This window comes from Coprococcus sp. AM11-30B (assembly GCF_027674365.1).
Lineage (GTDB): Bacteria > Bacillota > Clostridia > Lachnospirales > Lachnospiraceae > Allocoprococcus > Allocoprococcus comes.
In genome coordinates this window covers 50,489-70,828 of the sequence record NZ_JAQDVB010000020.1, presented here as the reverse complement: position 1 = coordinate 70,828, position 20,340 = coordinate 50,489, and the positions used below count along the sequence as shown (strand labels likewise).

17 protein-coding genes and 1 pseudogene are annotated in these 20,340 nt (G+C 43.1%); 17 read left to right on the top strand and 1 reads right to left on the bottom strand.

The features are described 5' to 3' along the window. Window positions 1-190 precede the first annotated feature (190 nt). Window positions 191-580: pseudogene (locus tag PGU50_RS13505) on the top strand (type IV secretory system conjugative DNA transfer family protein); the annotation flags it as partial. A gap of 236 nt (window positions 581-816) precedes the next feature. On the opposite strand, the gene PGU50_RS18195 reads toward PGU50_RS13505, so the two are convergent. Continuing rightward, window positions 817-978, bottom strand: a complete 162-nt coding sequence (locus PGU50_RS18195; RefSeq protein ID WP_270247186.1) for a helix-turn-helix domain-containing protein — start codon at window positions 976-978, stop codon at window positions 817-819. A gap of 122 nt (window positions 979-1,100) precedes the next feature. Between PGU50_RS18195 and PGU50_RS13495 the strand changes: the two genes are divergently transcribed. From PGU50_RS13495 to minD, 16 genes are all read left to right on the top strand, one after another. After that, window positions 1,101-1,460, top strand: coding sequence for a hypothetical protein (locus PGU50_RS13495; protein WP_147356962.1), 360 nt, complete (start codon window positions 1,101-1,103; stop codon window positions 1,458-1,460). Window positions 1,461-1,774: 314 nt separating this feature from the next. Further along, window positions 1,775-2,179, top strand: a complete 405-nt coding sequence (locus PGU50_RS13490; RefSeq protein ID WP_270247185.1) for a hypothetical protein — start codon at window positions 1,775-1,777, stop codon at window positions 2,177-2,179. 227 nt (window positions 2,180-2,406) lie between these two features. Then, the gene (mutS, locus tag PGU50_RS13485) at window positions 2,407-5,058 is read left to right on the top strand and encodes a DNA mismatch repair protein MutS (protein ID WP_330672540.1); all 2,652 of its coding nucleotides are present in this window, start codon (window positions 2,407-2,409) and stop codon (window positions 5,056-5,058) included. A gap of 33 nt (window positions 5,059-5,091) precedes the next feature. Continuing rightward, window positions 5,092-7,212 carry a DNA mismatch repair endonuclease MutL gene (gene mutL / locus PGU50_RS13480; RefSeq protein ID WP_270247184.1) on the top strand — a complete coding sequence of 707 codons (2,121 nt, stop codon included), beginning with the start codon at window positions 5,092-5,094 and terminating at the stop codon, window positions 7,210-7,212. Between the two features lie 9 nt (window positions 7,213-7,221). Beyond that, window positions 7,222-8,187, top strand: coding sequence for a tRNA (adenosine(37)-N6)-dimethylallyltransferase MiaA (gene miaA, locus PGU50_RS13475; protein WP_173692525.1), 966 nt, complete (start codon window positions 7,222-7,224; stop codon window positions 8,185-8,187). After that, entirely contained in the window at window positions 8,187-9,482 is a 1,296-nt protein-coding gene (locus PGU50_RS13470; RefSeq protein ID WP_117558327.1) for a methionine gamma-lyase family protein, read from the top strand. Before miaA ends, PGU50_RS13470 begins: the two co-directional genes overlap by 1 nt. A gap of 1 nt (window position 9,483) precedes the next feature. Then, window positions 9,484-10,719, top strand: coding sequence for an NAD(P)/FAD-dependent oxidoreductase (locus tag PGU50_RS13465; protein WP_270247183.1), 1,236 nt, complete (start codon window positions 9,484-9,486; stop codon window positions 10,717-10,719). Then, window positions 10,712-12,364: an NAD(P)/FAD-dependent oxidoreductase gene (locus PGU50_RS13460; RefSeq protein WP_270247182.1), complete on the top strand. Its 1,653-nt coding sequence runs from the start codon at window positions 10,712-10,714 to the stop codon at window positions 12,362-12,364. Before PGU50_RS13465 ends, PGU50_RS13460 begins: the two co-directional genes overlap by 8 nt. A 105-nt stretch (window positions 12,365-12,469) precedes the next feature. Next, window positions 12,470-12,730, top strand: coding sequence for a DUF4321 domain-containing protein (locus PGU50_RS13455; RefSeq protein ID WP_008370229.1), 261 nt, complete (start codon window positions 12,470-12,472; stop codon window positions 12,728-12,730). Between the two features lie 66 nt (window positions 12,731-12,796). Further along, window positions 12,797-13,507, top strand: a complete 711-nt coding sequence (gene radC / locus PGU50_RS13450) for a RadC family protein (protein ID WP_008370231.1) — start codon at window positions 12,797-12,799, stop codon at window positions 13,505-13,507. Between the two features lie 21 nt (window positions 13,508-13,528). Continuing rightward, the gene (locus tag PGU50_RS13445) at window positions 13,529-14,551 is read left to right on the top strand and encodes a rod shape-determining protein (RefSeq protein WP_118198279.1); all 1,023 of its coding nucleotides are present in this window, start codon (window positions 13,529-13,531) and stop codon (window positions 14,549-14,551) included. Then, window positions 14,552-15,439: a rod shape-determining protein MreC gene (gene mreC / locus PGU50_RS13440; protein ID WP_117823648.1), complete on the top strand. Its 888-nt coding sequence runs from the start codon at window positions 14,552-14,554 to the stop codon at window positions 15,437-15,439. Window positions 15,440-15,441: 2 nt separating this feature from the next. Next, a complete protein-coding gene (gene mreD / locus PGU50_RS13435; protein ID WP_173826051.1) occupies window positions 15,442-15,969 on the top strand; it encodes a rod shape-determining protein MreD in 528 nt (175 codons plus the stop codon). A gap of 61 nt (window positions 15,970-16,030) precedes the next feature. Further along, on the top strand, window positions 16,031-18,871 hold the full coding sequence (locus PGU50_RS13430) for a penicillin-binding transpeptidase domain-containing protein (RefSeq protein WP_416810409.1): 2,841 nt from the start codon (window positions 16,031-16,033) through the stop codon (window positions 18,869-18,871). 19 nt (window positions 18,872-18,890) lie between these two features. Further along, window positions 18,891-19,535: a septum site-determining protein MinC gene (locus PGU50_RS13425; protein ID WP_270247181.1), complete on the top strand. Its 645-nt coding sequence runs from the start codon at window positions 18,891-18,893 to the stop codon at window positions 19,533-19,535. A 13-nt stretch (window positions 19,536-19,548) separates the two neighbouring features. Then, window positions 19,549-20,340, top strand: a complete 792-nt coding sequence (gene minD, locus PGU50_RS13420) for a septum site-determining protein MinD (RefSeq protein WP_008370246.1) — start codon at window positions 19,549-19,551, stop codon at window positions 20,338-20,340.

The following is a 20,340-nucleotide window of genomic DNA, read 5'->3' as shown; positions in this document are numbered from 1 at the left end:
AGCCGCACGTACGGATCTGTGAGGGGCTAAGATTGAGAGGTCTTAGTCTACTCGACTGTAGAATTCAAAAATTTAATATGAAATGTGAGATAGAGCGTATGGAAATAATCTATACGTTCTATTTTTTTTGCCTTTTTGAAAAAAGTGATTAAAAAACTATTGACATTTTGTTACTGGCAAGACTGCGAAGTCGATTTTGATTTCTGTTGGTGTCCGTCTGACAGCGTTCAATCTGAAACAGATCGCCAATCTGACCTGTACAGACGAACTGGACTTATACAGTATCGGGGAGAAAAAAGTGGCACTGTTTTGCTGTATTCCAGATGCGGACACCAGTATGAATTATCTGGTCGGCATGATTTACAGCAATCTGTTTCAGACACTGTATTATGTGGTAGACCGGAAGTACGGAGGAAGGCTTCCGATTCCGGTACACTGCATTATGGATGAATGGCCAAACGTAGCATTGCCGGATGACTTTGACAAGATTCTGGCAACCATGCGTTCCAGAGGGATTTCCTGCAGTATCATCATCCAGAACATTGCACAGATGAAAGTGGTTCTTTGGACATTATCATGATAATAAGAATATTGGACCGAGAGAAATACTGATATATGAACAGATTATTCGGATACTGTGAGAAATTATAATTCATGAAAACTAAATGTAAATCGAAAACTATTTGGCAAAACTTTATATAATAATTGAAAAAACAGCTGACTTGCAATAAAAAAATTTTGCAACTAGCTGTTTATTGATCTCCTTTTTCAATTTTAACTACCGCTTCTATAGGACAATCCAAAATAACACAAATATCATGTAGAGTAATTCATGGTAACACTTTTGTTTTTCCTAAGAGCATCTAATGTTCCGGTGCTTATGTGGTAGGTTTTGATCAATTCATATTGAGAAATACCTTTATCTTTTAATGTCTGCCATAATGGGGCATAGGTAAACAAATGTATCACCTCTTTCATGCGTGTTCTATATTTAATTATAGGGTTTTCAATTACCTTACATATTGCCGAATATTCGACTATAATAAACATAACAAGAGAGCAAAGATTAGATACAATGTAGTTCAAATATGGAGAAAGATATGGAAAAGTGTGCAGAACAGCAAAGGCTGTTATTCCTTGGTATGTGTAGTTTGGAAGACCGAAAGAGAATTTGTGATGAAAAAATAATGGATTTATATAATTTTGAGCGAATTACTTATTTGCTGGAAGCGTTTGGATTTGAAGAATATAAATTTGTATTTGAAATGAAGTATAAAGATCTGCTACTGAAACTTGCGGATATTGTTGAGCAGAATTTAGTATGTGGAAATTCTATGGATAAATATGTGTTACAAGATAAATACGAAATAAGAAATGAGTGGCAGCAAGAGTTTATTAGAAATTTGCCCAATGAAGTAATGAAAAACTGTATTCAGGAGATATTTGATTTGTATGCATAAATGCTAGATTTGTTTCGGCTTAATATATTTGTGTACAGAAAAAGGTATGACATAAAAATAATAAAGGATTATGTGCGAAAATTGGAACCTGGTTCCAATTTTTGTGCTTTATGCCATATTCAAACAGAAGGGAGTGATAATAAGGACTATTTGTTATTCTGGGAACCGAAAAATAAAATGAGATTTTCTTATCAGATAGATGTTGAATTTTTAGCTTATCTTGAAAAGAATTTAAAAATTTGTTAAGATGGAACAGGTAAGCAAATAGGTAGTCATCTGTCTGTTAGAAAGAAGAAAAAGGATGGATGAGTATCATGGCTAAAGCCTTAAATGGGAAAGAGTTGGGGAAAGGAATTACTCAACTGAGAAATGGAACCTATCAAGCACGTGTGTATATTAAAGGAAATGACAAACCTATATATGCATCCAGTAAAAGTTTAGAAGAAGTAAAACAAAAGAGAGAAAAAATATTAGAACAATATAATCTAGGATTGCAGACTGATGCCAGCAAAAAAACGTTAAATGATTGGTTTGATGAGTGGATGGAGTTATATGTGGTTGGAAAAGTGAAACCTAGGACTGTACAAAACTATATAAGAGAGTATGAAAGATGTAAATCTTATATAGGGCATAAACATATAAAAATGATGAAATATTATACACACCTTGAGGAGAATTTTGTGAATAAAGAATTTGATAAAATACGAGAAAAAATGTAAAATACCTAGAAGTTACAAATGGAAATAACTGAGCCTGCGAGGAAGCAAAGATACGATGGTTTTCTCGTAGGCTGACAGATAAAAAAGAGAATAATTATAACAAACACGCGGATAAATATGCAAAAGGCTATTAGGGAAGAAAGTACGAAAGTTTAGAAAACCGTGTAAAAACCGTGTAGAAAAAAACAGAAAGTGCTGAAACCCTTGTAAAATAAGGAGATTTTGATATGATTGGGGAACTAACACCGATGATGAAGCAATATATGCAGACAAAAGAGGAATACAAGGATTGTATCCTTTTTTACCGCTTAGGAGATTTTTATGAAATGTTTTTCGACGATGCTCTCACAGCATCAAAAGAGCTGGAAATTACTCTGACTGGAAAGAATTGCGGACTGGAAGAACGGGCACCGATGTGCGGAATCCCGTACCATGCAGTTGACAGTTATCTGAACCGTCTGGTATCAAAAGGCTATAAGGTAGCAATCTGTGAGCAGGTAGAAGATCCGAAAACAGCAAAAGGAATTGTAAAACGGGAAGTTATCCGTGTAGTAACACCTGGAACCAACCTGGATACTCAGGGACTGGATGAAACAAAGAACAATTACATTATGTGTATTGTCTATATGGCAGACCGGTACGGACTTTCGGTTGCGGATGTTACAACCGGGGAATATCTGGTGACAGAACTGGATTCCCAGACAAAACTGATGGATGAGCTTTACAAATTTATGCCGTCTGAGATTGTCTGCAATGAAGCATTTTACATGAGTGGACTGGATTTGGATGATCTGAAAAACCGTCTGCATATGGCAATTTATTCACTGGAAGCATGGTATTTTGATGATGCGCTCTGCCGGGAAACTTTGCAGGAACATTTTAAGGTGGCTTCTCTTGAAGGTATTGGACTTTCGGACTATGAATGTGGGATGATCGCGTCCGGTGCGCTTTTAAAGTATCTGGAAGAGACGCAGAAGAATTCCCTGTCTCATATGAGCCGTCTGACACGTTATGCAACGGGTAATTATATGGTTCTGGACAGTGCTACAAGGCGTAATCTGGAGTTGGTTGAGACTTTGCGTGAAAAGCAGAAAAGAGGATCCCTTCTGTGGGTACTGGATAAGACAAAGACGGCAATGGGGGCGAGAACCCTTCGGAAATATGTAGAACAGCCATTGATCGACAAGAAATCCATTGTCAAAAGGCTGGATGCAGTTGCGGAATTGAAGGACAATGCTATTTGCAGAGAAGAAATCCGGGAATATTTGAATCCGGTGTACGATCTGGAGCGTTTGGTCGGGAAAATCACCTATCAGTCAGCAAATCCAAGAGACCTGATTGCATTTCAGAGTTCCCTTTCCATGCTCCCGTCGGTAAAATGCATATTAAAGGATATGGAGAGTGACCTTTTAAAAGAAATTTATGAAGAACTGGATCCGCTGGAAGAACTTTGTGATCTGGTCGGACGGGCGATTCAGGAAGAACCGCCGCTTGCCATGAAAGAAGGCGGGGTCATCAAAGACGGTTATAATGAAGAAGTGGATCGTCTTCGAAAAGCAAAATCCGAAGGAAAGAACTGGCTTGCTGATCTGGAGACCAAGGAACGGGAAAAGACCGGGATTAAAAACCTGCGGATCCGTTATAATAAAGTATTCGGTTATTATCTGGAAGTTACCAATTCGTTCAAAGATCTGGTTCCGGATTATTATACAAGAAAGCAGACCCTTGCCAATGCGGAGCGTTATATCATTCCAGAACTGAAAGAGCTGGAAGATACGATTCTGGGAGCAGAGGATAAACTCTGTGCACTGGAATATGAGCTTTACTGTGAGGTGAGAAATACTATCGCAGCAGAGTTAACCAGGATACAGAGAACAGCAAAGGCAGTTGCAAAGCTGGATGTGATAGCTTCTCTTGCACTGGTTGCCGAGCGCAACAACTATGTACGGCCAAAGATCAATGAAAAGGGCGTGATCGACATTCGTGATGGGCGACATCCGGTGGTGGAAAAGATGATCCCGAATGATATGTTTATTGCCAACGATACTTATCTGGATGATAAAAAACAGCGCATTTCCATCATTACCGGACCAAACATGGCTGGAAAATCCACCTATATGCGTCAGGCTGCGCTGATCGTACTGATGGCACAGCTGGGATCCTTTGTGCCAGCGTCTTCAGCAAATATCGGACTTGTGGACCGCATTTTTACCCGTGTGGGAGCGTCAGATGACCTGGCAAGCGGACAGAGCACCTTCATGGTGGAAATGAACGAAGTGGCAAATATTCTGCGAAACGCGACAAGCAAGAGCCTTCTGATCCTGGATGAGATCGGAAGAGGAACCAGTACCTTTGATGGATTGAGTATTGCTTGGGCGGTTGTCGAGTATATCAGCAACAGCAAGCTTCTTGGGGCAAAGACCTTATTTGCAACCCACTATCATGAGCTTACCGAGCTGGAAGGCAAGATTAGCAATGTCAACAACTATTGTATTGCGGTCAAGGAAAAAGGTGATGATATCGTATTCCTGCGTAAGATCGTAAAGGGTGGAGCAGACAAGAGTTATGGTATCCAGGTCGCAAAGCTTGCAGGAGTGCCGGATCCGGTCATTAACCGCGCCAAAGAGATCGTAGAAGAGCTGGTGACAGCGGATATTACCGGAAAAGTAAAGGATATTGCGGTACAGGGAAGTGAGACGAAGAAAAAAACGCAGAAGAAGCTGGATGAGGTGGATCTGACACAGTTTTCTCTGTTTGATACCGTAAAAGATGATGATGTGTTAAATGAGTTAAAGGAACTGGATATCAGCCATATGACGCCAATGGATGCCATGAACAAACTGTATCAGCTGCAGAATAAGCTGCGGAACAGATGGTAGGCTGATCCATAAGAGAAAGGAAAGAAGAATCGAATGCCGCATATAGAATTGCTGGATCAGATTACAATTGATAAGATAGCAGCCGGGGAAGTGATTGAACGCCCGGCTTCTGTTGTGAAAGAGCTGGTGGAAAATGCGATTGACGCAGGATCTACAGCGGTGACTGTGGAGATTGAAGAGGGCGGGATTTCTCTGATACGAATTACGGATAATGGTTGTGGGATCGCGAAACAGGACGTGGAAAATGCATTTCTGCGCCATTCGACCAGCAAAATCCGCAGTGCAGAGGATCTGACACATTTGTCTTCTCTTGGGTTCCGCGGAGAAGCGTTGTCGAGTATTTCGGCAGTTGCAAGAGTGGAACTGATCACAAAGACAAGAGAAGACGTATTTGGGACAAAATATATCATAGAAGGCGGAAAAGGAAGAACGCCGGAGGAGACCGGAGCGCCGGATGGGACGACCTTTCTGGTGCGTCAGCTGTTTTTTAATACACCTGCCAGACGCAAATTTCTAAAGACGCCGATGACAGAGGCAAGCCATATCAGTGATCTGCTGACCAGACTTGCCCTTTCCCATCCGGATATTTCCTTCCGGTTTATCAACAATGGACAGGTAAAGCTGCATACTTCCGGGAACGGGAAGATGAAAGATGTCATTTACCACATTTACGGACGGGAAATTGCGAACAATCTGATCCCACTGGAATTTGAAAAAGATGGTGTAAGGCTGTCCGGATATCTGGGAAAGCCAGTGATTAACCGTGGAAATCGAAATTTTGAAAATTATTTTGTCAACGGGCGTTATGTAAGGAACAGTATTCTTGCAAAAGCGATTGAAGATGGATACAAAGATTTTACGATGCAGCATCGTTATCCGTTTGTTGCATTCCAGATTGAGATCAATCCGGAAAAAATTGATGTAAATGTGCATCCATCCAAGATGGAACTTAGGTTCAGTAACCAGCAGGGGATTTACAATCTGCTTTATGAAGCGATCAGTAAGGGACTGCATGAGCCGGAGTTGATTCCGGAAGTGGAAATGTCTGAGATCAAAGTACCGGGAATGTCTGAAAAAAGACAGGAAAAGAAAACTGTTATAAGAGATGCGGGGAATCCATATCGGACAGATGGCACTTCATCCAAGATGCGAAAGAGTTCCGTTCAGGAGGGGGCAGAGCGAGCGGAATCCTGGTCGCAGTCAGAGATGCCGTCAGCAGAACTTCAGATACAGATAAGTACAGAAAAGACAGTCTCAACCGGTGACGAAAAGCTGGATTATTTTATGCAGAAGATGAGAGAACGGGTTTATGCCAGTCATCTTGCAGAAGCAAAAGAAGATCAAGAGAAGAATATCGGTGCTAAAGAGTCAAAGATGGCTGCATTAGATGAAAATCCGGCTGTAGATATCCAGAATAAAGGAATAGAAAACAGAGCGTATTCTGATAAAAGCAAAGAAAAAACAGAGTGCGATCCGGAAAAAACAGAGTCAAATCTGTTTTTGAAGGATTTGAAAGCAAAAAAAGTAAAACAGTTAGATTTGTTTGAAGAGCAGATTTTAAAGAAAGAGGCAAGACAGGAATACCGGATCATCGGACAGGTCTTTGAAACCTACTGGCTGATCCAGTATCGTGACAGCCTCTATATTGTAGACCAGCATGCCGCACATGAAAGAGTCCTTTATGAAAGGACCCTTGCAGGAATGAAGAAGAGAGAGTATACTTCACAATACTTGAGCCCACCGATCATCCTGAGCCTTTCTATGCAGGAGATCGATGTGTTGGAGACATTTAAAGACCGCTTTACGGCAATCGGGTTTGAAATTGAGCCATTTGGTGGTGACGAGTACGCAGTTCGCGCAATTCCGGATAATCTGTTTGGAATCGCCAAAAAGGAACTGCTTCTTGAAATGTTGGATTCCCTGTCGGATGGGTTATCGACCAGTCTGGAACCAGAGCTGATTGATGAGAAGATTGCGTCCATGTCCTGCAAGGCGGCTGTCAAAGGAAATATGAAGCTGTCCTATGCAGAAATGGATGAACTGATCAATGAACTGTTGTCCCTGGATAATCCATATCATTGTCCGCATGGCAGACCAACGATCATTGCGATGACAAAGCGGGAACTGGAAAAGAAATTTAAGCGTATTGTGTAGGAGAAGAACATGACACAGATGACAGAGAAGAAAAAGCCACTGATCATATTGACAGGTCCGACTGCTGTCGGAAAGACGGCTGCGTCGATTGGTCTTGCAAAAGCAATTGGAGGAGAGATCATTTCGGCGGATTCGATGCAGGTATACCGGCACATGGATATTGGTTCCGCGAAGATTTTGCCGGAAGAGATGAAAGGTGTGAAACATTATCTGATCGATGTGCTTAATCCGGAAGAGGAATTTAATGTAGCTGTTTTTCAGAAGATGGCAAAAGATGCAATGGTAGAGATCTATAAGAGAGGACGTATTCCGATTGTTGTAGGTGGCACGGGATTTTATATCCAGGCGCTTTTGTATGACATTGATTTTGAAAAGGGAGAAGAAAACACTGCCTATCGAAAGAAGCTGGAAACGTATGCAAAGGAGCATGGTGCGCAGGCGCTCCATGACAGGCTCCGGGAAGCGGATCCAAAGTCGGCAGATGCAATTCATGCAAATAATGTAAAACGAGTGATTCGTGCTCTGGAATATTATCATGAGACAGGAACAAAGATTTCCGAACATAATGAAGCAGAACGGGAGAAGGATTCCCCGTATCGGTTTGCGTATTTTGTTCTGAATGATGTGCGTAGCCGTTTGTATGAGCGGATTGATCGTCGTGTGGATTTGATGGTGGAGCAGGGGCTTGTAGATGAGGTGACTGCTTTAAAGACCAGAGGATGCACAAGGGAAATGGTTTCAATGCAGGGACTTGGATATAAGGAAATTCTGGATTATCTGGATGGAAAGAATTCACTTGAAGAAGCGGTAACGATCCTGAAAAGGGATACCCGTCATTTTGCAAAACGCCAGTTGACCTGGTTCCGCAGAGAGCGGGATGTGAACTGGATCCAGAAAGAGGAATTCGGATACGATGAAGAGAAGATTTTGCAGGCAATGCTTGCGATACTGAAAGAAAAGGAGATTACAGACTAATGGATATCAGTCAGAAAATACAGAAATTATATGAACAGACCGGAATTTCACCGGAAGTTTATGACTTTGGAGAAAAAATTGAAAAATCACTGAAAGAACGTTTTGATAAGATCGATAAGATGGCAGAGTTGAACCAGTTGAAGGTCATTCATGCCATGCAGGAGGCAAGGGTGAATGCAGAATGCTTTAACTATGCATCTGGCTATGGATACAATGATTTCGGAAGAGATACGCTGGAAAAGGTGTATGCAAATGTCTTTCATACCGAAGATGCGCTGGTAAGACCACAGATTACCTGTGGAACCCATGCACTTGCTTTAACGCTTTCTGCAAATTTAAGACCTGGTGATGAACTGCTTTCCATCGCAGGAAAGCCTTATGACACACTGGAAGAGGTCATTGGAATCCGCCCATCCACAGGTTCCCTTGCAGAATATGGAGTAATCTATAACCAGGTGGACCTGCTGCCGGACGGAAGCTTTGACTTTGATTCGATTGAAAAAGCGATTGGCGAGAAAACAAAGCTGATCACGATTCAGCGTTCCAAAGGATATCAGACAAGACCGAGTTTTTCTGTGGATCAAATTGGGGAAGCAATTGCATTTGTCAAGAAGATCAAACCGGAAGTCATCTGTATGGTGGATAACTGCTATGGTGAATTCGTAGAAGAAAAGGAGCCAAGTGATGTGGGTGCGGATCTGGTTGTCGGTTCCCTGATCAAGAATCCGGGCGGCGGACTTGCCCCGATCGGTGGCTATGTGGCTGGAAGAAAGGATCTGATCGAGCAGTGTGCTTACCGCCTTACTTCTCCTGGACTTGGAAAAGAAGTGGGTGCTTCACTTGGTGTGATGCAGTCGTTTTATCAGGGACTTTTCCTTGCACCGACTGTTGTTGCAGGTGCATTAAAAGGTGCTATTTTTGCGGCGAATGTATATGAAAAGCTTGGTTACGCAGTTGTACCGGATGGAAAAGAGGAACGCCACGATATCATTCAGGCGGTAACACTTGGAAGTGCGGAAGGTGTAATCGCATTCTGTCAGGGAATCCAGGCGGCAGCACCGGTTGACAGTTATGTGACACCGGAACCGTGGGCAATGCCGGGATATGACAGTGATGTGATTATGGCGGCAGGGGCGTTTGTACAGGGATCGTCCATCGAACTGAGTGCAGATGGACCGATCAAAGAACCGTATGCAGTATATTTTCAGGGAGGTCTCACCTGGGCGCATGCAAAACTTGGTATTTTAATGTCTCTTCAGAAGTTATATGAAAAAGGAATTGTAAAGGAATTATAGAATGAAAAAAAGAGTCATCATCATCGGCGGCGGAGCAGCTGGCAGTATGGCTGCACTTACGGCGGCGCAGAACGGCGCAGATGTACTGCTTCTGGAACAGAATGAAATAATTGGCAGAAAAATACTGTCGACGGGTAATGGCAGATGTAACTTTACCAATCGTTTTCAGGATCCATCCTGCTATCGAAGCGACAATAGCGGATTTGCATGGAAATCAATCGGAAAATTTTCTGAGCCTGAGACAACGTCTTTTTTTAAAAATCTTGGAATTTATCCGAAGGATAAAAATGGCTATCTGTATCCCTGGTCCGAGCAAGCCTCGGCAGTGAGGGAAGCGCTGGAGTCTGCGCTGAAACTGGCAAAGATCCGGATTCATACCGGAGTTCGCGTATTTGGGATCATACCAAAGAAAAATGGTTTTCAGATCAGTTTTTCAAAAGATGGGAAAAAAGGAATGATTTCCGGTGAGGCTGTGATCCTTGCGGCCGGATCAAAGGCAGCTGCAAAGCTAGGGAGTGACGGAAGTGGATATGACCTGGCAAAAATGCTGGGACATAAGCTGGTTCCGGTTGTCCCGGCTCTGGTACAGCTCCGGTGCAGGGAAAAGCTGTATCGGCAAGTCGCAGGCGTGCGTACTCATGGAAAAGTAACGGTTTTTATCGATGGGACAGAAACGGCTTCTGATATCGGCGAGCTGCAGCTTACGGATTATGGTATTTCCGGGATCCCGGTTTTTCAGATCAGCCGTTATGCGGCGAGAGGTCTGTATGAAAAGAAAGAAGTTTTAGCAGAACTGGATTTTATGCCGGATTTTGGAGATGTAGAATTTTTGCAGATGTTAAAGGAACGGAAGATAAGGCTGGATGGTCTTGTGATGGAACAGTATTTTAATGGGCTATTCCACAAAAAGCTTGCCGGTGCGCTGCTTAAGAGAATTGGAATTTCGGGAACAATGCCGGTGCATGACCTTGGTGAAGAGAATCTGGAAAGACTTTGCCGGATCTGTAAGCATTTCCGGACTTATATTGATAAGACAAATCCGTTTGAACAGGCGCAGATCTGTGCGGGTGGTGTAGATACAAGCGAGATTGATCCGGACACGATGGAGTCGAAGCTTGTAAAAGGACTTTATTTTGCAGGAGAAATTCTGGATGTAGATGGAATCTGCGGAGGTTACAATCTGCAGTGGGCATGGACCAGTGGTTATCTGGCAGGGAAAGGAGCGGCAAATGCTTAGAATCAGTCAGCTGAAGCTTCCGGTTACGCATACGGAAGAGGATTTGAAGAAAAAGATTGTGCACACACTGATGTGCAGGACAGAAGCGGTACAGAGCTATGAGATTATCAAGCAGTCTCTGGATGCCAGAAAGAAGCCGGAGCTGTTCTATGTCTATACTGTGGATGTAAAAGCGGACAATGAAAAACAGCTTTTGAAGATGCTTACCCGAAAAAAGCGTGCAGGAAATGTGCAACTCCATGAAGCAATGCCATATGTTTTTCCGACAGGAGGCAACGAAAAATTGAAGTCACGTCCGGTAGTTGTCGGATGCGGTCCTGCCGGACTTTTCTGTGCGTATTTTCTTGCAGAATATGGGTATCAGCCGGTTCTTCTGGAACAGGGGGCACCGGTAGAAGAGCGACAGAAAGATGTTGAGGAGTTCTGGAAGACGGGGGTGCTGAAACCGGATTCTAATGTGCAGTTTGGAGAAGGCGGAGCAGGGACGTTTTCAGACGGAAAACTAAATACACTGATCAAGGATCCGGTGGGGCGCAATCGTAAGGTGCTGGAGATTTTCGTGGAAAACGGAGCACCAAAAGACATTCTTTATGTGAATAAACCACACATTGGAACGGATATTCTACGGACTGTGATCAGAAATATGCGGGAGAAAATCCTTGTGTGGGGTGGTGAAATCCATTTCCATACACAGATGACAGAGATCCTTTTTACAGAAAATACAAGGCGGATCAGAGGGATCATATATGAAGATCTTCTGAAAAAAGAAAAAGAAGAAATACAGACGGAGACGCTGGTTCTGGCACCGGGACACAGTGCGCGGGAGACCTTTGCGATGCTCTTCGGGAAAAAGGTTCCGATGGAGGCAAAATCCTTTGCGGTTGGTGTACGTGCAGAACACCCGCAGGAGCTGATCAATCATTCCCAGTATGGGGATGCAAAGGCATCTCTTCCGGCAGCAGCCTATAAGCTGACTGCAAAACTGCCGGATGGAAGAGGTGTATATTCGTTCTGTATGTGTCCGGGAGGCTATGTGGTTAATGCGTCTTCGGAGGAGGGATATCTTGCGGTCAACGGAATGAGCTATCATGCCCGTGACAGCCACAATGCTAACAGCGCAATCGTTGTGACGGTTACACCGGACGATTTTGAAAGCGACCATCCGCTCGCCGGAATTACATTCCAGAGAGAACTGGAAAAGGCAGCTTACAAAGCAGGAAAAGGAAAAATTCCGGTACAGAGATACGGGGATTTTTACCGGAGTGTGACCGGAAAAGAAAAGGAAAAGACCGAAGCAGAAGTCTGGTATCAGGGACATGAGCCATGTATGAAGGGTGCGTATGAAGAAACAAATCTGGCGGGGATTTTTCCGGCAAAGATCAGTAGCGCGCTGGTGGATGGGATGGAAGATTTTAACAAGAAAATTCGAGGTTTTTCGCATCCTCTTTCCATTCTTTCCGGAGTGGAGAGCAGAACCTCTTCGCCGGTACGGATCGTAAGAGATAATCATTCGCTGGAAAGCGTGATTGGAGGACTTTATCCTTGCGGAGAGGGCGCAGGATATGCCGGCGGGATTACGTCGGCGGCAGCAGACGGTATTAAAATCGCAGAGAAAATTCGACAAAAATATGCACCGTTTTTATAGAAAACAGCTGTGTTAAGAAAAAAATAATATTTAAAAAGTCTATACACGTTTTTTAAAATATGCTAAAATGATACCAGTTTGTGATTCAAAAGAGGAGGAGTACAGATGAGAGGAGCCGGAAGTAAGAATGCCTGGGCGTTATTTCTGCTGATTCTGGCAGGGATTGTTCTGGGTGGCTTTATCGGTGTGCTTGCAGAAGGGGTTCCAGCACTTAGCTGGCTTTCTTATGGACAGACTTTCGGGGTAGAGACACCGATTGTTTTGAACCTCGGACTTGTCGTTATTACGTTTGGTCTTACGATTAAGATCACGATCGCAAGCATTATTGGAGTGATTATCTCCATATTCATTTATCGTTTCTTATAGGATGTATAAAGCATCCCATATACAAGGGTGGAGAGTCTGGTGTGAATCAACAAATCCTGCAAAAGGATGAATCAAAAAAATACCATTCGAGAAATGTTATCAGAAGAGCGGCCATATGAAAAATGTGAACGCTTTGGGGCGGGCAGTTTAACAGATATTGAATTGCTCGCTGTTTTGTTAAGGACTGGAACAAAGGGAGAGAGTGCACTGGATCTTGCCAGGAAGCTTTTTTATCCCGGAGAAGGTACACAGCCACAAGCCAAAGCCCATCTTCAAAGCTGGACAAAAGAAGAACTGCTGAAAATCAGTGGAATCGGAAGAGTAAAGGCTATTCAGATCTTATGTCTTTGTGAACTTTCCAAGAGAATGTCCCAGCTTTCAGCCAGAGAAGATCTGGATTTTTCAAGACCGGATACAATTGCAGCATATTATATGGAAGATATGCGCTATTACAGGCAGGAGCATTTGAAACTGCTGATGCTGAATACGCGTTCCAGACTGATCGGAGAAAGCGAAATTTCGAGAGGGACAGTAAACATGTCCGTAATTTCCCCGAGAGAGCTTTTTATAGAGGCATTGCAAAAGAACGCAGTCTATATTATATTGTTGCACAATCATCCAAGTGGTGATCCGATGCCGAGCAGGGAAGATATTCTTGTGACACAGCGCATCCGGGAGGGCGGAAGCCTTCTTGGAATTGAACTTCTGGATCATATCATTATTGGTGATAACTGCTATGTATCACTCGCAGAGCAGAAGCTGCTTAAGGAAAAGTAGTATGGAAAGGAACTTTAGATTATGGCGCGAAATATTTACGGTCTTGATCTCGGAACTTATGAGATCAAGGTGTATGATAAAAAGCAGGACAGTACGTGGAAAGAGAAGAATGTAATTGCTATTGTGGACGGAAAAGAGATCTTGGCTGTCGGCGATGAAGCATATGCGATGTTCGAGAGAACACCGGGAAATATTGAAGTGGTGTTTCCGATGAAAGAAGGTGTAATCAGCAGATTTACGGATATGCAGTATCTTCTTCAGAATCTGCTGAAGAAAGAGCGCCGTTTTACAAGAGGATCAGAATATCTGATCGCAGTACCTACGGATGTCACAGAAGTTGAAAAACGGGCGTTTTTTGATCTGGTTGTTCATTCAACGGCGAAAGCAAAAGAAGTGAGTATTGTAGAACGCGGTGTTGCGCAGTGTATCGGAATGGGAATTGATGTCCGGAAGACAAAAGGGATGCTGATCGTTGATTTTGGTGCGGCTACAACCGAATTATCTGTAGTAGGTTCAGGTGGCATGGTACTTAATAAAATGCTTAAGATTGGTGGTATGACATTTGATGTGGCAGTTCAGAATATGGTCCGCCGGAATTATGATTTTCTGATCGGAAGACAGACAGCCGAGGCTCTCAGAAAACGTTTTGGAGTGCTTGGCGGAAACGGAAAAGCTTCCATGGTGGTTGCCGGACGTAATCTGGTTGTTGGTGTACCAAGATACCAGGAAATCCCAAGCAGTGCGGTACGGGCTGCGATGAAAGAATCTCTGGAAACCTGTACTTCGCAGATTGGTCAGTTGATTGAACGGACCCCACCGGAGGTAGCCCGTTCAATCAAAAAGAATGGAATCTGTCTGACGGGTGGTGTTTCCAGGCTACCGGGGCTTGACCGGTACATAGAAGCTGTGACTGGATATCCGGTGCATGTGGCTGCTAAGCCGGATCTGTGTGCAGTAGAAGGGCTGCGACGGATGATCAATTCAAAAGAACTTAAAAAAATTTCGTACTCAATGTTGGATGAAAATTATAGGTGGATAAGATAGATGAAAAGAAAGAATCAATTTTCGACATCAAATAAATACTGGTTGCTGATCCTTGCTATCATATGTATTGTATTGATGGGACTTTCCGGATTTGCAGAGTCCGGGAAAGGACCGCTTTCCTGGGCAGCAGGTTACACGATCGTGCCGATGCAGAAAGGAATCAACCGTGTCGGGATGTGGATCGGCGATGTTTCAGAGAATTTTGCAACACTTCAGGAAATAAAAAAAGAAAACAAAGAACTGAAATCCCGCCTGGAAGAGATGACGACTGAGAATAACCGGTTGCAGCAGAATTCAGCAACGCTGGAAAGATATAAAGAACTATATAAGATGGATCAGAATACAGCGGATTATCCGAAAGTTGCTGCAAATGTAATCGCCAGCGAGAATAGCAACTGGTTTTCGAAATTTACGATTGATAAGGGAAGCAATGATGGGATCAGGAAAGATATGAATGTCCTATCTGGAACCGGACTGGTTGGAATCGTCACAGAAGTCGGACCGAACTGGGCAACAGTAAGTTCGATTATCGATGATAAAAATGTAAGTGCCATGATCCTGACAACCTTTGACAAATGTATTGTAAGCGGAGATCTGCAGACGGTGCAGGACGGACTTTTAAAATTTGAACAGCTTGCCAATAATGAAAATGAAGTGGCGGTTGGAGAACAGGTTGTAACATCGAATATCAGCAGCAAATATCTGCAGGGACTTCTGGTTGGATATATTTCAGAGGTAAATGTAGATTCCAATAACCTGACAAGATCCGGATATATCATTCCTGCTACGGATTTTAAGGAATTACAGGAAGTTCTTGTTATTACAACAACAAAGCAGGATCTGATCGATGGAAAAGGTGAAAGTGGAAGCGATAACGGAGGCGAATAGACATGAAAAAGATTAAAAGGATCCTGATCTGTGCTGTGTTGATCACTGTCTGTTTTCTTCTGGAGACAACGGTGTTTCAAAAGCTGGCGTTTGCCTCGATTATTCCGAATCTCCTGATTATCGTGACGTCCTCATTTGGATTTATGAGGGGACAAAAAGAAGGGATGATCATCGGCTTTTTCTGTGGACTTTTAAAAGATATACTAGGTGGAAATCTGCTTGGATTTTATGCGCTGATCTATATGCTGATCGGATATGGCAACGGATTTTTCCAGAGAGTATTTTATGACGAAGACATTAAACTCCCGTTGGCACTTATTGCCGGCAGTGAGTTTCTATATGGTATGGTGATTTATGTCCTTTTATTCATGTTAAAAAGTGATTTCCATTTTTTGAATTATCTGAGACATGTGATCATGCCGGAACTGGTTTACACGATTCTGGTTACACTGGTTCTGTATCAGATCATTCTGCATATTAACCGAAGACTTGAAGAAGAAGAAAAAAGGAGTGCTAGCAGATTTGTTTGATTTATTGGATCGTCTGAAAAGATGGTTTATCGACTTGGTAAAATCTAGAGTGTTTGTGCTGATGCTTGTGTTTATTGTGCTTTCTGCAATTTTGATACAGCGTGTGTTTGCTTTACAGATCGTAAACGGACAGGCATATCTGGATGACTATAAGCTTCAGATCCAGAAAACAAAAGAGGTACAGGGAACCAGAGGTCGTATCCTGGACCGGAACGGAGTGGTTCTGGCAGATAACAAGCTCGCATATTCCGTCACGATTGAAGACAACGGTGACTATGATACGGTTAAAGAGAAAAATAAAATCATCAATGCAACAATTGAGAAAGTGATCAGTATTGTTGAATCGAATGGAGATTCTATTGTCAATGATTTCAAAATTATTCTCAATGATAATGGAGAATATGCTTATTCCATGACAAGCGAGGTGCAGCGTCTGCGGTTCCTTGCGGATGTGTTTGGAAAAGCAACCATTGATAAGCTCAGTAACAAGCAGAAGGCATACAGTGCGGCAGATCTGATGCATTATCTCTGTACAGATGAGACCTACGGTTATGGGCTGGACGAACAGAAACTGTCCAAAGAAGAAATCCTGAAGCTGGTAACAATCCGGTATTCCATGGGACTGAATCGCTATCAGAAGTATGTGGCTACAACGATTGCAAGTGATGTCAGTGAAAGTACAACAGCTGCTATTATGGAAAACCTGGATACTCTTCAGGGAGTTAATATTGAAGAGGATTCAATCCGTTATTACCCGGACAGCAAATATTTTGCGTCTATTCTTGGTTATACGGGCGTAATTTCACAAGATGAATATGATGCGTTGGATGAAAAGGAGTCGGACTCGTATTCTCTTACGGATGTGGTTGGAAAAGCAGGGTTGGAGCAGACACTGGATAAAACACTTCAAGGTGAAAAAGGTGAAATCAAACTTTATGTTAACAGTGTGGGAAAGGTCATTGAGTCCAAGCAGGGGAAAAAGGCAAAAGCAGGAAATGATGTCTATCTTTCTATTGATGCCAATCTGCAAAAGGCAGCTTATGATCTCCTGGAAGAAAAGCTTGCCGGAATCATCCTTTCCAATCTGACTACGTCTCTGACCTATGACCGTACACAGGCAGAAGAGGGAAGTGATGTGAAGATACCGATTGGTGATGTTTACAATGCATTTATTTCCAATGAGGTTCTGAATGTGGGACATTTTGAGGCTGCGGATGCCGGGGAGACTGAGAAAAGTGTGTATGCGTCATTTTCCTCCAAAAAGGAGGCAGTGCTTGCAGATGTGATGGCACAGCTGAGTGATTCAGGTGCGCCGGCATATAAAGACTGTGATGAGGATATGCAGGCATATCTCAGTTATATTATCAGTACTGTACTTACCCAGAATGCAGCAATCATTCAGAAAGATTCGATTGATACCAATGATTCTACATATATTGCGTGGGAAAATGATGAGAGCATCAGTCTCTATACTTATCTGAATTATGCGATCTCCAAGAACTGGATCGATACATCAAAACTGACTGATTATATGAACAGTGACAGTGAGTATTCGGATCAGAATGAAGTATATCAGGGGATTCTGGCGTATATCAGTGCAAATCTTCCTAAGGATTCCGGATTTGACAAACTGATCTACAAGTATATGATACGCAATGAAGAAATCACAGGAAGCCAGATTGGTATGATGCTTTATGAGCAGGGAATTCTGAATTATGATGCAGATGTTTATAATAAGCTTGCGGATGGTACAATGACCGCCTATGATTTCATGTATTCCAAGATTGAAGATCTGGAAATCACACCGGGACAGCTTGGACTGGAACCATCTACCGGATCGGTCGTAGTAACTGACACGAAGACCGGACAGCTTCTTGCCTGTGTATCCTACCCGGGATATGATAATAACCGGCTTGCAAATACCATGGATTCAGGCTATTATACAAAGCTTTTAAATGATCAGTCAGCACCGTTATATAATAATGCGACGCAGGAGAAGACGGCACCGGGATCTACTTACAAACCACTGGTTGCTGTTGCCGGACTGACAGAAGATGTCATTGATACCAGTACGTATATCAGCTGCGGCGGACTCTATGAAAAAATTTCACCGAGTCCACGATGCTGGATTTATCCGGGGTCGCATGGAAGTCTGAATGTGACGAGTGCGATCCAGCATTCCTGCAATATGTTCTTCTATGAAGTTGGATACCGTCTGGGACTTACAAACCAGATGCTCAGTAATGCAAAGAGCAGCGAGTCGGGATATTCTTCTGACCAGGGATGTGAGACGCTTCTGAAATATGCGACTATGTTTGGACTGAACCAGACAACAGGAATCGAAATTCCGGAATCGTCACCTCAGGTATCTGATCAGGACTCTGTACGTTCTGCAATCGGTCAGGGTACTAATAACTATACGACAACTCAGCTTGCAAGATATGTTACAGCAATTGCAAACAGAGGAACTGTTTATAATCTTTCCCTTCTGGATCATGTGGAAAATAAGGATGGTAAGGTAACAAAAACTTACGAACCGGATGTGCTGAACCAGATAGAGGGTGTTTCCGGAAATACATGGGATGCTGTTCAGTCGGGAATGCGGGCAGTTGTTACCAGCAACAGTACATATTCTTCGCTGGGAAATATTACAATGTCAGGTAAAACCGGTACGGCACAGCAGAGTACTACACATCCGGATCACGGTCTGTTTGTTGGCTATGCGCCAAGTGACGATCCGGAAGTCGCATTTGCGATCCGTATCAAAAATGGTTATGAATCTTTATATCCGTCAGAGATTGGAAGAGACCTGATGCGCTATTATTATGGAGAGACAAGCCGTGATGAGCTGATCACAGGGCATGCATCGGCAGCAGGTTCATCATCGACACATGGAGACTAGATTGAGGGGGATCACAGGTATGAAACAGAAAGTCATCATTAAAAGTAATAAATACGGTCTGATTGTTCATATGGATCCTGATGCAGAGTATACAGAGATTCTGAAGGAATTGAGAGAAAAATTTACCGAATCTGCCCGCTTTTTCAAAGATGCGACCATGGCGGTTACGTTTGAAGGGCGGATTCTTACAAAACCACAGGAAGAAGAGGTCATTGGTCTGATCACTGATGTCGCTCATATCCATATTGTCTGTATTTTTGATACTAATGAAAATACAGAAAGATTATACAAAAAAGTAGTAGAAGACTCTCTTAACAGTTTAACCAGAAAAGAAGGTCAGTTCTACAAAGGTACACTCAGACAAAGGCAGGTACTGGAGACAGAGCAGAGTATTATTATACTTGGCAATGTAGAGTTTGGTGCAACCGTAGTATCCAAGGGCAATATTGTTGTGCTGGGTGCGGTAAGGGGAACGGTACATGCCGGGGCAACAGGAGATCGGAATGCGTTTATTACGGCGTTGTCGATGAGACCGCATGTGATGAAGATTGCAGATATTGTATCAACACATACATATCTTCAGGACGAAACCGTAAGACCAAGTATCGCCCGTCTTGACGGCAAGCGCATTTATATCGATCCACTGGAGAATTTAGAGTGGTAGGAGGATCTGAAAAATGGGTGAAATTATTGTAGTGACATCGGGAAAAGGCGGTGTCGGAAAAACAACAACGACAGCAAATATAGGTGCCGGACTTTCAAGGCTCGGGAAAAAGGTACTGGTGATCGATACGGATCTGGGTCTTCGGAATCTGGATGTTGTCATGGGACTTGAAAACCGGATCGTATATAATCTGGTCGACGTGATCGAAGGTGGCTGCCGTTTGAAGCAGGCGATGATTAGTGATAAGCGTCATGAAAATCTGTATCTGCTGCCATCGGCACAGACAAAGGATAAGTCAGCGATCACACCGGAGCAGATGATCAAGCTTACAAATGAGCTTCGAGATGAATTTGATTACGTTTTACTGGATTGTCCGGCAGGAATTGAGCAGGGATTCCAGAATGCGATTGCCGGAGCTGACAGAGCATTTGTTGTGACAACGCCAGAAGTATCCTCCATTCGTGATGCTGACCGCATCATTGGGCTGCTGGAGCAGAATCACATGAAAAAACTGAATCTTATTATTAACCGTATCAGGATGGATATGGTGAAAAGAGGAGAGATGATGTCAGTAGAAGATGTGACAGAGATTCTTCCTATCGATCTGATCGGAGCAATTCCGGATGATGAACAGGTCGTGATCGGAACGAACCAGGGAGAGGCGGTTGTAGATATGGATTCGCTGGCAGGAAAAGCATATACCAATATCTGCCGGCGTATAACCGGTGAAGAAGTGCCATTTCTCGATCTGGATAAACAGGAAAGTTTGTTTTACAAACTTTCCCATATGTTTAAAAGAAATTAG

Bases quoted from the DNA above. Each gene is read 5' to 3' on its own strand.
- PGU50_RS13490 (WP_270247185.1), top strand. From the start codon at position 1,775: ATGGCTAAAGCCTTAAATGGGAAAGAGTTGGGGAAAGGAATTACTCAA.
- mreD (WP_173826051.1), top strand. From the start codon at position 15,442: ATGAAAAAGATTAAAAGGATCCTGATCTGTGCTGTGTTGATCACTGTC.
- PGU50_RS13460 (WP_270247182.1), top strand. From the start codon at position 10,712: ATGCTTAGAATCAGTCAGCTGAAGCTTCCGGTTACGCATACGGAAGAG.
- PGU50_RS13430 (WP_416810409.1), top strand. From the start codon at position 16,031: ATGCTTGTGTTTATTGTGCTTTCTGCAATTTTGATACAGCGTGTGTTT.
- mutS (WP_330672540.1), top strand. From the start codon at position 2,407: ATGATTGGGGAACTAACACCGATGATGAAGCAATATATGCAGACAAAA.
- PGU50_RS18195 (WP_270247186.1), bottom strand. From the start codon at position 978: ATGAAAGAGGTGATACATTTGTTTACCTATGCCCCATTATGGCAGACA.
- PGU50_RS13455 (WP_008370229.1), top strand. From the start codon at position 12,470: ATGAGAGGAGCCGGAAGTAAGAATGCCTGGGCGTTATTTCTGCTGATT.
- miaA (WP_173692525.1), top strand. From the start codon at position 7,222: ATGACACAGATGACAGAGAAGAAAAAGCCACTGATCATATTGACAGGT.
- PGU50_RS13425 (WP_270247181.1), top strand. From the start codon at position 18,891: ATGAAACAGAAAGTCATCATTAAAAGTAATAAATACGGTCTGATTGTT.
- PGU50_RS13470 (WP_117558327.1), top strand. From the start codon at position 8,187: ATGGATATCAGTCAGAAAATACAGAAATTATATGAACAGACCGGAATT.
- radC (WP_008370231.1), top strand. From the start codon at position 12,797: ATGAATCAAAAAAATACCATTCGAGAAATGTTATCAGAAGAGCGGCCA.
- mreC (WP_117823648.1), top strand. From the start codon at position 14,552: ATGAAAAGAAAGAATCAATTTTCGACATCAAATAAATACTGGTTGCTG.
- PGU50_RS13465 (WP_270247183.1), top strand. From the start codon at position 9,484: ATGAAAAAAAGAGTCATCATCATCGGCGGCGGAGCAGCTGGCAGTATG.
- PGU50_RS13495 (WP_147356962.1), top strand. From the start codon at position 1,101: ATGGAAAAGTGTGCAGAACAGCAAAGGCTGTTATTCCTTGGTATGTGT.
- minD (WP_008370246.1), top strand. From the start codon at position 19,549: ATGGGTGAAATTATTGTAGTGACATCGGGAAAAGGCGGTGTCGGAAAA.
- PGU50_RS13445 (WP_118198279.1), top strand. From the start codon at position 13,529: ATGGCGCGAAATATTTACGGTCTTGATCTCGGAACTTATGAGATCAAG.
- mutL (WP_270247184.1), top strand. From the start codon at position 5,092: ATGCCGCATATAGAATTGCTGGATCAGATTACAATTGATAAGATAGCA.